This is a genomic window from Streptomyces sp. NPDC015532 (genome assembly GCF_043078065.1).
Lineage (GTDB): Bacteria > Actinomycetota > Actinomycetes > Streptomycetales > Streptomycetaceae > Streptomyces.
The window spans coordinates 19777-37075 of the sequence record NZ_JBIBSY010000023.1 but is presented as its reverse complement, the minus strand read 5'-3'; the positions used below and the strand labels follow the sequence as shown (position 1 = coordinate 37075).

Genomic DNA, 17299 nt, shown 5'->3' with positions numbered 1-17299 from the left:
CAGCCTCACCTTTGTGACTATGGCGTCGGATTCAAGTACCGTTTCCGGAATGGACACCACCGCGCCCGAGGAGATCGACGGCGAGTACGCACCTCCCATGGCACCGCTCTCGAACCTTCGCGAGCCGCCTACGACGAAGCGCGGAGCGCGGACACGGGCCGCATTGGTGAAGGCCGCGCGGACGGTGTTCGAACGGGACGGCTACCTCGACACTCGCCTGACCGACATCACCAAAGAAGCTCAATGTGCGGCGGGATCCTTTTACACCTACTTCGCCAACAAGGAGGAGGTGCTCGCCGCCGTCCTCCTGGAGGCGCAGGAGGACATGATGCACCCCGGCATGGGCCGGGTGCAGGGTACCGACGATCCCTATGCGGTACTCGAGGCGAGCAACCGCGCGTATCTCGAGGCATACAAGCGGAATGCGAAGCTGATGGCCCTTCTTGAGCAGGTCGCACAAGTGGAGCCGGAGTTCCGCGAGTTCCGGAGCCGGCGCGCTGACGCGTTCATCCGCCGCAATGCCCGCGGCATCGCCGACCTGCAGGCGCGGGATGTCGCGGACCGTGGGGTCGATCCGATGATGGCCTCCCGTGCCCTTTCGGGCATGGTCAGCGTCCTGGCCTACAACGCCTTCGTGGTCGGCGAACGGCAGGAAGAAGGTGCACCGGTGGACTTCGAGGAGCTCGTGTCCACGGTCACCCGTCTCTGGGCGAACGCCCTTCGGTTCCCCGGCCACCGCTGACCCCGGCAGCCTGGACAGCCTGGCCCACCGCACCCGGTACTGCCGGGTGCTTCTCATTTCTCGGCTCCCTTTGTCGTCACCTCCGCGGGAGGTGGGCGGTCTTCTTCGCGCGTCGCCGCGTCCCCCGTTGTTGAACTTGACGCCAGATTCAATTATAAAGTTCGACAGAGCATGGCCACGCCGGCTCTCGGCCGTGCCCCGGCTTCACACGCCAACCCGTCAGGAGCTCAGATGTCCCTGTTCGAGATACGGGATCGCGCCAAGAAGTACCAGGCGGATCTGCTCGAGTTCATGGATGCACACGTCTACCCCGCTGAGGCGGTGTACCACGCGCAGATGCGCGCGTCGGGTGACCCGCACTTCCAGCCGCCGATCATCGAGGAACTCAAGGCGGAGGCGCGAAGGCGCGGACTCTGGAACCTGTTTCACCCGCACCCGGAGTGGGGCCCCGGGCTGACGAACCTCGAGTACGCGCCGCTGGCGGAGATCATGGGGCGCAGTCACATCGCCCCCGAAGCGTGCAACTGCAACGCTCCCGACACCGGGAACATGGAGGTGCTCACGCTGTTCGGCAGCGACGAGCACAAGGAGAAGTACCTCAAGCCCCTGCTCGACGGCACGATGGCCTCGGCCTTCGCGATGACCGAGCCGCGTGTCGCCAGTTCCGACGCCACCAACATCGAGTTGCGGATGGAGCGCGACGGCGACGAGTACGTGCTCAACGGCCGCAAGTGGTTCGCCTCCAATGCCCTGCACCGCAACTGCAAGGTGCTCATCGTCATGGGGAAGACGGACCCCGGCGCTGCTCCGCACAGGCAGCAGTCGATGATGGTCGTCCCCATCGACGCCCCCGGGATCACGGTGATGCGCGGCCTGCCGGTGTTCGGCTACCAGGACCGTGAGGGGCACGCCGAAATCGACTTCGCCGATGTACGGGTGCCGGCCAAGGACCTCCTCAAGGGCGAGGGCGAGGGTTTCGCGATCAGCCAGGCCCGGCTCGGGCCCGGTCGTATCCACCACTGCATGCGGGCCATCGGCGCGGCCGAGCGGGCGCTGGAGCTGATGTGCCGGCGCGCGCAGTCGCGGGTGACCTTCGGCAGTCCGGTCGCCGAACGGTCCAACATCCAGGACTGGATCGCGGAAGCGCGCATCGACATCGAGATGATCCGGCTGCTCACGCTCAAGGCCGCGTATCTGATGGACACGGTCGGGAACAAGGAAGCGCGCACCGAGATCGCGGCCATCAAGGTGGCCGCCCCGAACATCGCTTTGAAGATCATCGACCGCGCGATCCAGGTGCATGGAGCAGCCGGAGTCACCGAGGACTTCCCATTGGCGATGATGTACGCGCAGTTGCGGACACTGCGGCTGGCGGACGGTCCCGACGAGGTCCACAAGCGGGCCATCGCCAGGCAGGAACTGCGGCGGTACCGCGACGGGGCCACCACGGCGGCGAGCGGCACGGACACCACCGGCGGCCACAAAGCAGGGGTGAACTGAAATGGCAGGGCTGGACCTCAGCGGTCGCACCGCCGTCGTCACGGGCGCCTCCCGCGGTATCGGGTTGGCGATCGCCCAGGCCATCACCGCCGGCGGCGGAAACGTCGTCCTCACCTCCCGATCCCAGGAGGCGGCGGACGCCGCCGCGGCCCAGGTCGGGGGCACGGCGATCGGCGTGGGTGTGCACGCGGTCGACGAAGAAGCGGCCCGGCGCTGCGTCGATCTGACGCTCGAGCGCTTCGGAAGCCTCGACATCCTCGTCAACAACGCGGGGACCAACCCGGCCTTCGGACCCGTCATCGACCAGGACCACGTCCGGTTCGCCAAGACCTTCGACGTGAACGTGTGGGCTCCTGTCCTGTGGACGGGGCTGGCCGTGCGGGCCTGGATGGGCGAGCACGGCGGCGCCGTTGTCAACACCGCCTCGGTCGGCGGCATGACCCTCGAGGCGAACATCGGGTTGTACAACGCGTCGAAGGCCGCACTGATCCACCTCACGAAGCAACTGGCCCTGGAACTCTCGCCCAAGGTCCGCGTCAACGCGGTGGCGCCGGGTGTGGTGCGCACGAAGCTGGCCGAGGCTCTGTGGAAGGACCATGAGCAGGCCCTGTCCGCCGCGACGGCACTCGGGCGCATAGGGGAGCCGGCCGACATCGCCTCGGCGGTCGCCTTTCTCGTCTCGGACGCCGCGAGTTGGATCACCGGCGAGACGATGGTGATCGACGGCGGCCGGCTCCTCGGTGACGCGCTCCCGTTCAGGCAGGGAGCCGACACCGGTGTCTAGGACCTGCCCGGCCGATCACGCCGCGGACGCAGCGCCGGACAGGCGCCGCCCCTTTCCTGCAACGTGACCGGCCGGACAGGTCCTTGCCTGGACAGCGTCGCGATCGACGCCGAGGCGTACACCCCCGTGGCCGCTGTTGCCCTGGGGCAGCTCGGTGAGGAGGTCTTCGGCCTGGAGGCGGCGGGCGAGGTCGATGGCGGCGCTCGGCGCGGGGTGTCCGGGTCGTGAGGCGTCGTCGGGCGGGGGCCGGTCCTGTCGCCTCCGCCCGGTGCCGGGCGTTTCAGCCAGGCTGCGCCGACAGATGGACCAGGATGCCGCACACCTCGTCCACGATCTCCCGGGCTTCCGTCTCGTCCCCGCAGTCACCCAGCTCGCGCGCCGTTCCTCCGATGACGGTGGTCAGCACGCTCACCCTGACCCGGCCGGCGCGTCGCCGCTCGTCGATCTCCAGGAGCCGGGCGTTGCGGCGTACCCATGCGCGGTCCCACTGGCGGCGCAGCGCGTCGAAGCCCGCGGGGCCGTCGTCCTCCACGAGGAGTCTGCCGAGCCTCCGGTTGTCCCAGGCGCCCTCCAGGTAGGCCCTGGCTCCCGCCATGAAGAGGGCGGCGGAGTCCTCCACGCCGCGGTTGCGTTCGGCGGTCAGTGTGGCCGCGGTCCGACGCTCCTGCTCCTCCCGGAACTCCTCCCACAGGGCGAGGTACAGCCCTCGCTTTCCGCCGTAGTGCTGGAAGAGGCTGCCCAACGGGAGGCCGCAGCGCGCCGCGATCTCGGTGAGACCGGCGTCGGTGTAACCGCGCTCGGTGAACACCTCCAGCGCGGCGTCGAGCAGCGTGCGCCGGAGGCTTCCGTCCTGCCCGGCGTATTCCTCGGGCAGACTCGTGTCCCCCTGCCCGCCCGGCAGCTGACGTGCCGCTTCGGTCCCGTCGGACTCCACCATGCCGCTCATTCGCCTTCCCCGCCTTCCTCGGCCCCGTCGCGGATGGCGAGGGCGACCAGTAGTTCCAGGAGGTCGGCGATCCGGCGCGGATTGCGGCCGGTGCGTTCCTCGATCCGGCGCAACCGGTAGTGCGCCGTGTTGTGGTGCACCCGCAAGCGCTCGGCGGCCAGCCGCAGGTTGAGGTCCGCCTCCGCGAAGGTCCGTATGGTGGCGGCCAGCGTGTCGCCGCGTCTGCGGTCCTCCTCCAGCATCGACCGCACCCGGGGATCGACCAGCTGGCGCGCGAGGTCGTCGGCGCGCAGCGCCAGGTAGTCGAACGGGGACAGCCGTGGCAGTGCTGCCACCCCGCCACCGCTCGGCACCAGGTCGAGGGCGCCCCGCGCCTCCTGGTAGGCACGGGGCAGTTCACCCGCGCCCTGGGCGACCGTACTGATCCCCATGGAGAGCATGGTTCCGGCCCGCGCGAGCCGCCGCTGCACGGTCTCGAAGTGGGCGCATATGTCCTCTGCGGCCATGCCGGCCCGGACCACGGGCACGGCCACCACCTCGCCGTGCCGCACGACGACCAGCGTTCTGCCGGCCCAGGGCCCGGCGACGCTGATCGACGCGCTGGCGGCATACCCGTTCTCGGCCGAGGTCGGGTCGCCGGTGCGGGTGTCGCCGACGCACACCGCCACGACCGCCATCATCGGTGAGCGCGGTCCGACGCCGTACGCCTGAGCCGCGGCCATCAGCGGACCGCGCGTGGGGGCCACCCCGGCCAGGAGCTGGTCCAGGAGATCGCGGCGCTCCCGGTCCGCGTCCGCCACCACGTGCTGCTGGTACTCGACGTAAGCCTGCGCGGCGTGGGTGCTGGCGTAGTCGACGTACCGCATCAGCGGGGTGACGAGGGACAGCGCGGCCTGCTGGGCCTCGGCGGACGTGCCCGCGCAGTCCAGCAGCGCGTCCCACAGCACCTGCCGGCCGACCCGGAAGGCACTGATCCAGTCCTCCAGGGCGAACCCGGCACGTGCTCGGCGCATCGCCGCCGCGCGGCTGAAGACCAGGTCCTCGGGGGTGATGTCCCGATCGCCGGCCAGCGCCGCGAGCTGCATCTGGTAGTGCTCGAGCACCTGGTCCCGTACGTCGCGGAAGAACCGTTCGTCCTGGAGTGCGTACGACGGGATCTCCGCGCGCATCACCTCGACGGCGGCCTCCGCCACCTCCTCGACCCGGTCGTGGACGGCGTGCAGGATCCGCCGCCGCTCGCGGCGGAGCGGTTCGGAGAGTCGGGGATCGCCCAGTGCGGGACCGCGCGGCATGGGGCCGATCGTCGCCGCCCTCCTCGTGCTTCGTCAACAGGTTCCACGTGAGACATCTCCCGGCACCTGTGCGCGGCGCACAGTTCGGCCACCGGGAAGTTGGGTGCTCACACCCAATGTGCGCCCGCGACGCCCCCACCTACTGTGACGCTCGCCCACCCCCCCCAGCACGTCGGAAAGGGCGTCACTCATGCTCGCGGTCGAAGACATCACCGTGCGCTTCGGCGGGATCACGGCCTTGGACGGTGTCGCTTTCACCGTCGAGCCGGGCACCGCCGTAGGGCTCATCGGGCCGAACGGAGCCGGCAAGACCACCTTGTTCAACTGCCTCACCAGGCGCTGCGCTCCCGACGGGGGAGACGTGCGGTTCGAGGACGAGGACCTGCTCGCCCTCCCCCCGCACGCCGTGGCCGGGCGCGGCATCGCCCGCACCTTCCAGAACCTGGGCCTGTTCCCGCAGCTCACGGTCCGGGAGAACGTCATGGTCGGCGCCCACAGCCGGGGGCGCACCGGACACCTCGCCGCGGCGCTCCGGCTGCCCCGCGTCCGGCGGGAGGAGAGGGCACTACGTGACCAGGCGGACGACTTGCTACGGCGGCTCGGCCTGGCGGACGTCGCCGACCATCCCGCCTCCGGACTGCCGTTCGGCACGCTCAAACGCGTCGAACTCGCGCGGGCCCTCGCGGTACGGCCCCGGCTGCTGTTGCTCGACGAACCCGTCAACGGGCTCAGCCACGGCGAGGTGGACCAATTCGCGGATCTGGTCCGCTCGGTGCGCCAGGAGTTCGACCTCACGCTCGTTGTGGTCGAACACCACATGGCCTTCGTGATGGGCCTGTGCGACAAGGTGGTCTGCCTCGACTTCGGCCGCAAGATCGCCGAGGGCACGCCGGAGGAGATCCAGCGCGACCCGGCGGTCGTCGAGGCGTACCTGGGGGTGGCCGCGTGAGCGAGCCCACCACCGGCAGCACCGAGTCCGCGGCGGGTGCGGAGCCGGACTTCCTGAAGGTCTCCGACCTGCACGCCGGATACGGCCAGGCCCGCGTGCTCCAGGGTCTCGACTTCTCCGTCGCCCGCGGTGAGATGTGCGCGATCCTCGGACCCAACGGCGCGGGCAAGACCACGACGCTGCGGGCGCTGTGCGGCATGGTCCGCGGTCGCGGGTCGGTCACCCTGGACGGCACGGAACTCCTGGGCCGCTCGCCCGAGCAGGCCGCCAGGCTCGGTGTGGCGCATGTGCCCGAGGGCCGGGGCACCTTCAACGACCTGACCGTCGAGGAGAACCTGCGCATCGGCGCCCACCTGCGCACCGGCCCGCGGCGGCGGGGCCGCACCGAGCGCGCGGCCGTGGTGGCCGACCTGGAACGGATCTACGACTACTTCCCCAAACTGCGCCAGCGGTCGCGGCAGGCCGCCGGCAGCCTCAGCGGCGGCGAGCAGCAGATGCTCGCCGTCGGCAGGGCGCTGATGCTGCGGCCCTCGCTGCTGCTCCTGGACGAGCCGTCCCTGGGGCTCGCGCCGCTGGTCACCCGCGAGCTGTTCGAGATCGTCCGTGCCGTCAACGAGGAGGAACGCACCACTGTGGTCGTCGTCGAGCAGAACGCCCAGCTCGCGCTGGATATCGCGCACAGGGCCCACGTACTGGAGGCCGGCCGCCTGGTGCTGTCCGGACCGGCCGCACAGATCCGCGAGGACGGGCAGGTCGCCGAGGTGTACCTCGGGGTCTCCGTCCTCTCCCGGAAGGCCGGGTGAGCGCCGTGACCGATCTGCTTCAGCAAGTGGTGGAAGGACTGGGCTCCGGCGCCGTGTACGCCAGCCTGGCGCTGGCCCTGGTACTGATCCACCGGTTCACGGGGATCGTCAACTTCGCGCAGGGCGAGCTGGCCATGCTCTCGACGTACGTCGCCTGGCAGCTGGTGGCGTCCGGGATGCCGTACTGGCTGGCACTGCCGGCCACCCTCGCGGTGTCCTTCGCCGGCGGCATGCTGCTCGAGCGGATCGTCATCCGCCCCGTACAGGGCGCGCCCGAGCTGACGGTGGTCATCGTCACGGTCGGCCTGTTCATCTTCGTCAACGCGCTGGCCGGCCTGATCTGGTCGTTCACCGTGAAGGACTTCCCGCAGCCCTTCCCCGACGGCGGACTCGACCTGACCGGTGTGCGTATGGACTGGTCGACGCTCGGGATCATCGGTGTGGTGGCCGTCGTGATGGGCCTGCTGTACCTGCTGTTCCAGCACACCTCCATCGGCCTGGTGATGCGGGCGGTCGCCTGCAATCCGGCCTCCGCCCGGCTGTCGGGCATCCGGGTGGGTTGGGTGCTGATGCTCGGCTGGGGCCTGGCCGCGACGGTCGGCGCGGTGTCGGGCGTGCTCGTCGCCCCGGTGCTGTTCCTGGAGCCCAACATGATGGGCGGGGTGCTGATCTACGCGTTCGCCGCGGCCACCCTCGGAGGCTTCGACAGCCCGGTCGGCGCGGTCGTCGGCGGCCTGTTCGTGGGTGTCGCCGAGACCCTGACCGGGGCGTACGTGGATGTGATCGGCGCCGATCTGAAGGTGGGCGTCCCCTTGGTGATCATTCTGGCGGTGCTGCTGGTGCGGCCCCAGGGCCTCTTCGGACGGGCGGCGGTGGAGCGCGCATGAGCACCATCACAGCGTCACTCGGCACCGACCGGGTCCGGTGGCTGCGGCCCACGCTCACCGTCCTCGTCGCGGCGGCGGTCGCCGTCGGCGCACCGTTCTACTTCGCCCCCTTCCAGGTCTTCCAGCTGACCATGGTGCTCGTGTACGCCGTGGCGCTGTCCGGCCTGAACCTGCTGACCGGCTTCGGCGGGCAGATCTCGCTCGGGCACGGCGCGTTCTTCGCGGCGGGCGCCTACACGGCGGCGGTCATGCTCGACCGGTACGAGACCGGCCACCTGGCCACGCTGCCGGTCGCGGCCGCCGGATGCTTCCTGCTGGGCCTCGGGTTCGGCGTGCCCGCGCTGCGACTGCGCGGGCTGTACCTGGCCCTGGTCACCCTCTCGTTCGCGGTGTTCCTGCCGCCCCTGCTCAAGCGGCTCGAACCGGTGACGGGCGGCTCCATGGGGCTGACCGTGAACAAGCTGCAGCCGCCGGCGTGGAGCGGGCTGGCCGAGGACCAGTGGATGTACTTCGTCGTCCTCGCCGTCACCGCGGTGGCCCTGCTGCTCGCCCGCAACCTGCTGCGGTCCCGGGTCGGCCGCGCACTGCTGGCCGTGCGGGACAACGAGAGCGCCGCCGAGGTCATGGGCGTGCGGCTGGCGCTGCACAAGACCCTCGCCTTCGCGTGGAGCGCGATGTTCGCGGGTGTCGCGGGGTGTCTGTACACGTGGGTGATCGGTTTCGTCTCGCCCGACTCCTTCGGCTTCGTTCTGTCCATCACCCTGCTGGCCGGCCTGGTGGTCGGGGGTCTCGGCTCGCTGTACGGACCCCTGCTCGGGGCGGCGTTCGTGATGTACGTGCCGAGCGTGTCCCAGGACGTCAGCGAGGCGGCGCCGGGAGTGGTGTTCGGCCTGCTGATCATCACGGTGATGTTCGTGGCCCCGACGGGACTGGCCGGTCTGCCGGGCCGTGTCCTGGGCGCAGTCGCCCGTCGCCCGCCTCGCACCACCGCTGCCCTCGACCGGACGCCAGAGGCCGGATCCGCGCCCGATGCGGAGCCGGAGTCCCCGGCCCTGTCCGGACCCTCCGAGACCCACACTCCTGCGGACCCCGCAGTTGTCGACGCCGAACCCGTGGGCGCACCGCCCCGCACGGAAATGGAATGAACCACATGCGCAAGACGACCGCTCTGCGGGTGGCCGCGGCCGCGACCGCCGCACTGCTCACCGCGACCGCCTGCAGCAGCCAGCGAGGTCAGGACGCCCAGGACACCACCGCCGGTGGCGCGTGCAAGGGCCAGCAGACCACCGGCATCACCGACAAGACCATCAAGCTGGGTGGGATCTACCCGCTGTCGGGACCTGCCTCCGCGTACGGCACGATCAGCAAGGGCGTGGCCGCCTACTTCAGTCACGTCAACGACGAGGGCGGCATAGACGGCCGCAAGGTCGAGTTCGTCGTCCGCGACGACGGCTACCAGCCGCCCAAGGCGGTCGAGGAGGCCCGCAGACTCGTCGAGCAGGAAAAGGTCTTCGCGGTGTTCCAGACCCTGGGCACCCCGTCCACGGCAGCCGTGTGGGACTACCTCAACAAGCAGAAGGTGCCCCAGCCCTTCGTCGCGACGGGTGCCTCCGCCTGGGGCACGGGCGACCAGCACCCCTGGACCATCGGCTGGCAGCCCAACTACGTGGCCGAGGCACGTGTGTACGCCAAGTACCTCAAGGACGCGAGGCCCAAGGCCAAGGTCGCGGTCCTCTACCAGAACGACGACTTCGGCAAGGATCTGCTCGGCGGGTTCAAGAAGGCCGTCGCAGGCAGCGGCGTCAAGGTGGTCGCCGAGGAGAGCTACGAGGTCACCGACCCCTCCGTGTCGGCACAGGTGGCGAGCCTCGCACGCTCCAAGGCGGACGTGCTGCTGGATGTCACCACCCCCAAGTTCGGCAGCCAGGCCCTCGCCGCCGACGCCAAGAACACCAAGTGGAACCCGCTGCACATCGTGAACAACGTGGCCTCGTCCGCCGCCGTGCTCAAGCCGGTCGGGTTCAAGAACGTCCAAGGCGTGGTCTCGGCCACCTACTTCAAGGACCCCGCCGACCCGCAGTGGGCCACCGACCCGGAGATGAAGGCGTACAAGGACGCGCTCCACACATACGCACCCGACGCCGACCCGGCCAACCAGTTCAACGCCTACGGCTGGGCCGTCGCCTCCAGCCTGCACCAGGCCCTGGACACGATGAAGTGCCCGACCAGGGAAGGACTGCGGGACGCGGTGCGCAGCCTGAAGGACGTGAAGGTGGGCATGCTGCTGCCCGGGGTCACCATGTCCACCGGCCACGGTGACGCCTTCCCGCTGGAGACGATGCAGCTGATGCGGTTCAAGGGCGAGCGGTGGCAGCTGTTCGGCGAGCCGGTCGACACCCGCAAGGAGTTCGGCCCGGCGGCGAAGTGAACCGGCGAGGGCGGTCCGCGTCGATGCCCCGACGCCTGGGGACCGCCCTCGCCCCGTCACCGGAGCCCGGAGCCGTGCGTGCCTGCGATCCGACGTCCGCCGGGCACTGTGGCGCCGGACCGGGCCGCCGGCTGTGGCGGAGGTAGTCGCTGTCCGGTGGACGCGAGGAGCCACACCGCAGGCCGCTGACAGAGGACCGACGGGCCTGCCGTAGGGCCGCGTGCCGGCCGCGGCCGCGCGCGGCCCCACGCGGGGTTCACTAGGCTTAGGTGTATCTGCGGGTCAGCCGGCGGTGGAGATGTGGATGACGGAGCCCAGCGCAAGCCACGACGATCCGTTCGCCCCGCGCCTCGCCGCCCTGGCGGTGCTCGACGACCGGGGTGCCGTGGTCGGGTGGAACCGGCGGGCCGAGGAGCTGCTCGGCCATCCGGGCGCAGCCGTGATCGGCCGTCAGGCTTTCGAGGTCCTCGTCGATCCGCGTGATCTGCCGGCCGTCAGGGAGGCCGCGGCGAGTTGCCGGAGAACCGGCGGCTGGTTCGGGTTGCTCAAGGTGCGGCACCGCGACGGACGCCTTGTGGAGATGGGGCTCAGGGCCCAGACGTTCTCCCGCGACGACCGGGTCCGTGAGTGGCTTGTCGCCGGGGCACCTGCGGCCGACGTCCTGGACTGGCAAAGGGACCGCGCGATTCTCGACGGGCTGTACCACCAGTGTCCGATCGGCCTGGTCGTCCAAGGCCCCGACCTGAAAGTTCTCCGGGTCAACCGGGCCGTAGAACGCTTCACCGGCGTCCCGGCAGCAGATTTTCGAGGTCTGCCGACCGGCTGCATGCTCGTTCCCGACGATGCGCGCAAGGCCGTGGACCGAGTGCGTCAGGTGATGGAGAACGGCAGACCGTTGATCTACTCCGAGCAGTTCGCTCGCCTCGAATCGGATCCGGCACGAGAGCGGGTCGCCTTGGTCTCGGCCTTCCGGATGGAGGATCGCTCCGGCCGGGTCCTGGGCGTGGCCGAGATGATCGAGGACATCACCGGACGCCACCGGGCCCAGCGTCGGCTCGCGCTCCTCGACCAGGCCGGCAGCCGTATCGGAACCACGCTCGACGTGGCGGAGACCGCCGAGGAACTCGCCGAGGTGATGGTGCCGCACCTCGCCGACCACGCGTCGGTGGACCTGCTCGAGTCGGTCACATGTGGTGAGGAGCCGGCTCGGGCGCCGGCGGGACCTGTGGTTCGAGTGGGGGCCTGCGGTATCGGAACTCAGCAACCCGGCGCGCCCCACGGCCAGGGCGTGCCGGTGGAGTTCGCACCCGGCACACCCCAGTCACGATGCCTGGCCGAAGGGCGGCCCGTCCTGGAACCGGTTCTGTCGTCCGACTCCGTCTCGACCGAAAGCCGCCAGGACGCCCACGCTCCGGACCCGGGCGCCCACTCGCTGATCGTGGTACCCCTCGCCGCACGTGGCCTGGTGCTGGGTGTGCTGACCCTGTGGCGTTCGAGCCGCCCCGATCCCTTCGAGGCGGACGACCTCACCCTCGCCCAGGAACTCGGCTCGCGCGCCGCCGTCGCCATCGACAACGCCCGGCGCTTCACCCAGCAGCAGCAGACCGCGTTCACCTTGCAGAGCAGCCTTCTGCCCCGGAAGGTTCCGGACCAGTCGGCCGTCGAGGTGGCCCTGCGGTACCTGCCGGCCAGCGCGGCCCCGGGCCTGGGCGGCGACTGGTTCGACGTCATTCCCCTTTCCGGGGCTCGGGTCGCCCTCGTCGTCGGCGACGTGGTGGGACGGGGCATCCACGCCGCCGCCACGATGGGCCGGTTGCGTACCGCCGTACACACGCTCGCGAGCCTCGACCTGGAACCGGACGAGGTCCTCTCGCGCCTGGACGACCTGGTCACCCTGCTGGCCGCCGAACAGGAAGCGTTCGGCGAACGGCCCGTGGGCGAGCAGGTCGTCGGCGCCACCTGCCTGTACGCCGTGTACGACCCTGTCTCCCGGCGGTGCTCCATGGCCCGCGCCGGCCACCCGCCGCCGGTGGTGACCGGTCCGGATGGACAGGCGGCCCTGCTCGACCTGCCCGCAGGCCCACCTCTCGGCCTGGGCGGCCTGCCGTTCGAGGCCCGGGAGATCGACCTGGCCGCGGGAAGCCTGCTGTGCCTGTACACCAACGGAATCATCGGCGAACGCAACATCGACGCGGACATCGGCCTGAGCAAGCTGTGCGCAGCGCTCACCCGCCCTGCGGACGAGCTGGAACGGACATGCCAAGCCGTGGTCGACTCGCTCGTGCCCGCACACCCCAGCGACGACATCGCGTTGCTGATCGCGCGCACCCGCGTGCTGCCACCGGAGGATGTCGCCTCCTGGCAGCTGACGCTGGAGCCTGCCGGCGCCGCCCGGGCCCGGGCGTTGACCTCGGCCAAGCTGACCGAATGGGGCCTGGAGCACTTGGCGTTCAGCACCGAGTTGATTGCCAGCGAACTGGTCACCAACGCCTACCGGTACGCCAGTGGGCCTGCGACCCTGAGGCTGATCCGTGAACGGTTCCTGGTGTGCGAGGTCAGCGACACCAGCCACACCGCACCACACCTGCGCCGCGCCCGTACCACCGACGAGGGCGGGCGCGGCCTGTTCCTGGTGGCCCAGATGGCCGAACGGTGGGGTACCCGCTACACCCGCGAAGGCAAAACGGTGTGGACCGAGCAATCACTGGCCGGCACGCTCACCTGACCGTCGCAGGCCGTTGCTGTCGACCCACACATCGGCGCGCGTGCGGGCATACGGCTGTCATGGGGCTCCGCGCGGGGCCGTGGGCGGACTGCGGCGGCGGGAGCGAGGCCGCCTGCTCGGTCCGCCCCCGCCACCTCGGTCATTCGGCTGCGGCGAGCAGACGTTGCTCGCTCTCCTCGTACAGCAGTCGGCTCTCCCGGCTGTCAGCCGCGCGGTGCCGGTGGTCCAGACGGCTGCCCAGCCAGCCCGCCAGGTAACCGAACGGGATGGAGACCAGTCCGGTGGACTGCATCGGGAACCAGTGGAAGTCGGCGGTCGGGAAGACGGCGGACGGCGTGCCCGAGACGGCCTTGGAGAAGACCATCAGCACCACCGCGCAGGCCGCGCCGCCATAGAGGGTGGCGAGCAGACCGGTGCGTGTGAATCCTCTCCAGAACAGGGAGTAGGTCAGCGCGGGAGCCACCGCGGATGCCCCGATGCAGACGGCCAGAGTGGTCAGCACGCCGACGTCCCAGCTCTGGACCAGGGTGGCGAGCCCGATGGCCACGGTTCCCACGGCCACGCTCGTCCACGCCGCCACCGTCATCTCCGTACGCGGCTCCGCCCGTCCCTGCCGCGCCGCATGGGCGAACAGGTCGTGGGCGAGCGACGAGGCCGCGGCCAGGGTCATCCCCGCGACCGAGGACAGCAGGGTGATGAACACCATTCCCGCCACGGCCGAGTAGAGAATCGTCGCGCCCGCGGAGGAGGGGGCCCCGCCGAGCACCTGCGACAGCATGAGCACCGACGTCCTGCCGTGCGGGTCGGCCGCAATGATGGACCGCGATCCCACCAGGGCTGCCGCGCCCGTACCCAAGATGATCACGAGCAGGCAGAAGGTGGTGACCGTGCCGACGGCCCACGACATGGAGCGACGCACGGCCGGCACGTCCTGCGCGGAGAACAGACGCATGGTGATGTGGGGCAGGCAGGCCACGCCGAGGACCACGGTGATCTGGAGACCGGCGAAGTCCAGCCGGTCGCCGGCCGAGGTGCCCAACTGAAGGCCCTGTCGAAGGAAGGCCGGGCCCGTGCCGCTGCCGTGCTGGGCGGCCCTGAGCAGGTCTCCGGGGTTCCAGCCGAAGCGGTTCAGGACCAGGGCGGCGACGACGACGCTGGTGCCGAGCAGGATGACGATCTTGATCATCTGAAGGAGCGCGGTTCCCCGCATACCGCCGAGCGCCGCGTAAATGATCATCAGGCTGCCGACGATGACGATGCACGCCGTCCTGGCGCCCGCCCCGTGCGGGATGTTCAGGATGAAGGTGAGCAGCGACCCGGCCCCGGAGAGCTGGACGACCAGAAAGGGCAGGGTCGCCGAAAGCGTCACGACGCAGGAAGCGATGCGCACGGCCCGCCCGGGCATGGTGCGGGCCAGGACGTCGCCCATGGTGAACCTGCCGGCGTTGCGCAGAGGTTCGGCCAGCAGGAACATCAGGAGCACCAGAGACAAGGCGGTGCTGACCGTGAGGACATAGCCGTCGTATCCGGCGAGCGCGATGATGCCGCTGGTACTCAGCACCGTGGCCGCGGAGATGTAGTCGCCCGCGATGGCCAGGCCGTTCTTGAACGGGGTGAGCGAAAGGTAGCCGGTGTAGAAGTTCGTCAGGTCGTCGCGGTCCGGTCCCGTCATCACGCACATCAGCAGCGTGACGGTGACCAGGGCGGTGAAGAGGACGAGGACGGTGGCCTGCGACCCGGAGTCGAAATCGGTCATCTCGCCACCCCCGCGGGCCGGTCGGCCGCCCGCTCCCTGACGACGCGGGCCAACGGGTCCACCGAGCGTTGTGCGCTGCGCTCGTACGAGAAGACCGCCGCGAAGGTGACGACGAGCTGAAGGATCCCCAGGGCGATTCCAAGGCTCAGCTCCCCGGTGATCCTGGCCCCCATCAGCTCCGGTGCGTAGCAGGACAGCAGCACGTACACCATGAAGGAGCCGAGTGCGGTGATCGAGGAGACCCGGCGGAGCACGCGGTAGGCCGAGCGGAGGGCTGCCAGGTCGGCGCTGGGCCGATGCGTCTCGTGCGCGTACGGTTCCTGCCGGGCGGCTTGCCCGTACCAGTCGTACGCGGCGCCGTCGTATCCGGACGGGGAGGGCTCCTGCCCCGGATCCCGCCCGTACGACTCGTACCGAGGGGCACGGCCGTACGGTTCGGTCCGCGGCTGCGGCCATTCCTGCTGCGGGTACCGCTGGTCATGGGGATATGTCATCGCGTGGCCTTCCGGCTGGGCTCGGTTCCGTGGAGTGCTGGGGGAGGCGTGGCGGTGCACGGTACCGACTGGTTGGTACGCCGGGCAGTCCGTGGAGAGTCACGTTTTGGGCTCGACGTGACTCTCCGGCCGGCACTGTCGGTCGACGGCTTGACGGCTCGCGGGTCATAGGTGCCCGCCGGGCGGGGCGGCCTGTGGCGCATGTCACGATCGCCGGCGTACCTACTGGTCGGTATGGTCAAGGGGAGCCGCAACGACAGGAAGCGCGATGTCCGCGACCAACCGCCAGATCCGTCTGTCAGCCCGCCCCGTGGGCGAGGTGCACCCCGATGGCTGGGAGCACTGGGCATGCCCGGCATGACCGCTTATTTCGGCCTGCTGGACGTCGGAGTGTTGAAGGACGGCGAGACCGTCGTGGTGTCAGGGGCGGCCGGCGCGGTCGGTTCCATCGCGGGTCAGATCGCGAAGGCCAAGGGCTGCCGGGTGGTCGGCATCGCCGGTGGGCCGGAGAAGTGCGCGTTGCTCACCGACGAACTGGGATTCGACGCGGCGATCGACTACCGCGCCGACGACGTTGGGAAGGCGCTGCGCCGGCATGCCCCCGACGGCATCGACGTCTACTTCGACAACGTGGGCGGCGACATCCTCGACGCTGCACTGACCCGGCTGGCGATGCACGCGCGCGTCGTGGTCTGCGGTGCGATCAGTCAGTACAACAACGCCACCCCGGTCAAGGGTCCCTCGAACTACCTGACACTGCTGGTGCGCCGCGCCCGGATGGAGGGATTCGTCGTCTTCGACTATGCCAAGCGCTACCCGCAGGCCGCGCAGGACATCTCCGCCTGGATCGCCGACGGCCGCATCAAGGTCAGGGAACACGTCGTGAGAGGGAGCGTGGACGACTTCCCCGAGACGCTGCAGATGCTCTTCCGTGGCGAGAACGTCGGCAAGCTCGTTCTGGAGCTGGCATGACGGCCGCCCGGAGCGGGGCCGCGCTTTTAAGGGTCGGCGAGGCCACTGCAACGGCCTCGCGGCAGTCGACTCTCTGCAGTGGTCAGCGGATCGGGCCGCTCGCCCTGGTCGGCCTCGGCCTGGCGGACCCATTGCGACAGGGCTTCCTTGTGGATGCCCAGGTCCCGGACGGTGTGCAAGGCGGGGCGGTGTGAGGTCCTCCAGATCTCTGTCCAGGTTGACCACGCCGAGAATCTGATCCTGACGGTCGGCTGCCGGGTTGTCGGGTACACGTTGGCGGGTGGCGCGGTCGCCCTGAGCGTTCGCAGGACCGGCCGCCGCTGCCGCTCCGCCGCGCGGGATGTAGCGCCCGAGGGCACTGCTCACCATGTCAAACGGCGAAGAGGACGAGGGGGAGGGTGTGGAGTCCATGCGGCTCTCTCGCAATCCCCGGCGCAGCGCCGGGGCTGTACTCGGACCCGTGCGTCGGGGCACCGAGATCCCTGACCGCACACCTCATTGAATAACACCGGGGGTCGCTTCGCCCACACCAGCGGATCGCGCGGTGAACGCCGACCATGCGGGAACGCCGCGACCGGTGGGGCCGTGCTCACCTTGCCGGGGGCGTGGCAGGCCAGGGTGCGACGACCGCCGCAGGCTCCCCGGGCGTCGGCGCCGGCGCCGACGGTGATGGCCGGTCCGAGTTCGCTGGAGAGACGCGCACAGGAGCAGCATGATCCGCGTGGTCTGCAGGCCGGTGACCAGGTGGCCGACGTGCCCATCGGGGGTACCGCAGCGGGGTCATCGGGCATTCCTCGCACGCTTGCGTGAAGGGGGCGGGCGGGTCGAAAGGGCATCCTGCAGAAAAGGCCGTGCTGAGTGATTCCCGGCTGCTTGCAAATGCGCCATGAAAGACCTGGGGCCTCATCGGCGGAGGGGAATCGGGGGAGGCTGTACAAGCCGAAATTCTCCCACGACTGTCCCTAGGGTTCTCCTTAGAGATTCCCGGCTGTCAATGCTCGTGCACGTCGACCATTGGGGA

The 17299-nt window shown here is 70.0% G+C and carries 15 protein-coding genes; 11 read left to right on the top strand and 4 right to left on the bottom strand.

The features are described from left to right. Positions 1 to 49 precede the first annotated feature (49 nt). The 4 genes from ACF07B_RS39790 (at position 50) to ACF07B_RS39775 (ending at position 3254) form a co-directional block, all read left to right on the top strand. Positions 50 to 742, top strand: coding sequence for a TetR/AcrR family transcriptional regulator (locus ACF07B_RS39790; protein WP_392182531.1), 693 nt, complete (start codon positions 50 to 52; stop codon positions 740 to 742). Between the two features lie 231 nt (positions 743 to 973). Then, positions 974 to 2242, top strand: a complete 1269-nt coding sequence (locus ACF07B_RS39785; RefSeq protein WP_392182530.1) for an acyl-CoA dehydrogenase family protein — start codon at positions 974 to 976, stop codon at positions 2240 to 2242. 1 nt (position 2243) lies between these two features. Beyond that, entirely contained in the window at positions 2244 to 3026 is a 783-nt protein-coding gene (locus ACF07B_RS39780; RefSeq protein ID WP_392182529.1) for an SDR family oxidoreductase, read from the top strand. 63 nt (positions 3027 to 3089) lie between these two features. Beyond that, positions 3090 to 3254 carry a hypothetical protein gene (locus ACF07B_RS39775; protein WP_392182528.1) on the top strand — a complete coding sequence of 55 codons (165 nt, stop codon included), beginning with the start codon at positions 3090 to 3092 and terminating at the stop codon, positions 3252 to 3254. Between the two features lie 52 nt (positions 3255 to 3306). Here ACF07B_RS39775 and ACF07B_RS39770 read toward each other — a convergent pair whose 3' ends face one another. Next, a complete protein-coding gene (locus ACF07B_RS39770) occupies positions 3307 to 3972 on the bottom strand; it encodes a TetR/AcrR family transcriptional regulator (protein WP_392182527.1) in 666 nt (221 codons plus the stop codon). Further along, a complete protein-coding gene (locus ACF07B_RS39765; protein WP_392182526.1) occupies positions 3969 to 5264 on the bottom strand; it encodes a PucR family transcriptional regulator in 1296 nt (431 codons plus the stop codon). Before ACF07B_RS39765 ends, ACF07B_RS39770 begins: the two co-directional genes overlap by 4 nt. 190 nt (positions 5265 to 5454) lie before the next feature. Here ACF07B_RS39765 and ACF07B_RS39760 point away from each other — a divergent pair, with 190 nt between their 5' ends. From ACF07B_RS39760 to ACF07B_RS39735, 6 genes are all read left to right on the top strand, one after another. Next, positions 5455 to 6213 carry an ABC transporter ATP-binding protein gene (locus tag ACF07B_RS39760; RefSeq protein ID WP_392182525.1) on the top strand — a complete coding sequence of 253 codons (759 nt, stop codon included), beginning with the start codon at positions 5455 to 5457 and terminating at the stop codon, positions 6211 to 6213. Next, on the top strand, positions 6210 to 7016 hold the full coding sequence (locus ACF07B_RS39755) for an ABC transporter ATP-binding protein (RefSeq protein WP_392182524.1): 807 nt from the start codon (positions 6210 to 6212) through the stop codon (positions 7014 to 7016). Before ACF07B_RS39760 ends, ACF07B_RS39755 begins: the two co-directional genes overlap by 4 nt. A 5-nt stretch (positions 7017 to 7021) precedes the next feature. After that, on the top strand, positions 7022 to 7903 hold the full coding sequence (locus tag ACF07B_RS39750; RefSeq protein ID WP_392182523.1) for a branched-chain amino acid ABC transporter permease: 882 nt from the start codon (positions 7022 to 7024) through the stop codon (positions 7901 to 7903). Next, positions 7900 to 9048 (top strand): branched-chain amino acid ABC transporter permease, encoded by a 1149-nt coding sequence (locus tag ACF07B_RS39745; protein WP_392182522.1) that lies wholly within the window; start codon positions 7900 to 7902, stop codon positions 9046 to 9048. The genes ACF07B_RS39750 and ACF07B_RS39745 overlap by 4 nt, the downstream gene beginning before the upstream one ends. Positions 9049 to 9053: 5 nt before the next feature. Continuing rightward, positions 9054 to 10331: an ABC transporter substrate-binding protein gene (locus ACF07B_RS39740; protein WP_384233048.1), complete on the top strand. Its 1278-nt coding sequence runs from the start codon at positions 9054 to 9056 to the stop codon at positions 10329 to 10331. 304 nt (positions 10332 to 10635) lie between these two features. Further along, positions 10636 to 13056, top strand: coding sequence for a SpoIIE family protein phosphatase (locus ACF07B_RS39735; protein ID WP_392182521.1), 2421 nt, complete (start codon positions 10636 to 10638; stop codon positions 13054 to 13056). A 139-nt stretch (positions 13057 to 13195) separates the two neighbouring features. On the opposite strand, the gene ACF07B_RS39730 is transcribed toward ACF07B_RS39735, so the two are convergent. Further along, complete coding sequence (locus ACF07B_RS39730; protein WP_392182520.1) at positions 13196 to 14812, bottom strand: cation acetate symporter; 1617 nt, start codon at positions 14810 to 14812, stop codon at positions 13196 to 13198. Further along, entirely contained in the window at positions 14809 to 15306 is a 498-nt protein-coding gene (locus tag ACF07B_RS39725) for a DUF485 domain-containing protein (RefSeq protein WP_392182519.1), read from the bottom strand. Before ACF07B_RS39725 ends, ACF07B_RS39730 begins: the two co-directional genes overlap by 4 nt. A gap of 348 nt (positions 15307 to 15654) precedes the next feature. Between ACF07B_RS39725 and ACF07B_RS39720 the strand changes: the two genes are divergently transcribed. Further along, positions 15655 to 16278, top strand: a complete 624-nt coding sequence (locus ACF07B_RS39720; RefSeq protein WP_392182518.1) for an NADP-dependent oxidoreductase — start codon at positions 15655 to 15657, stop codon at positions 16276 to 16278. The last annotated feature ends 1021 nt before the right edge of the window (positions 16279 to 17299 follow it).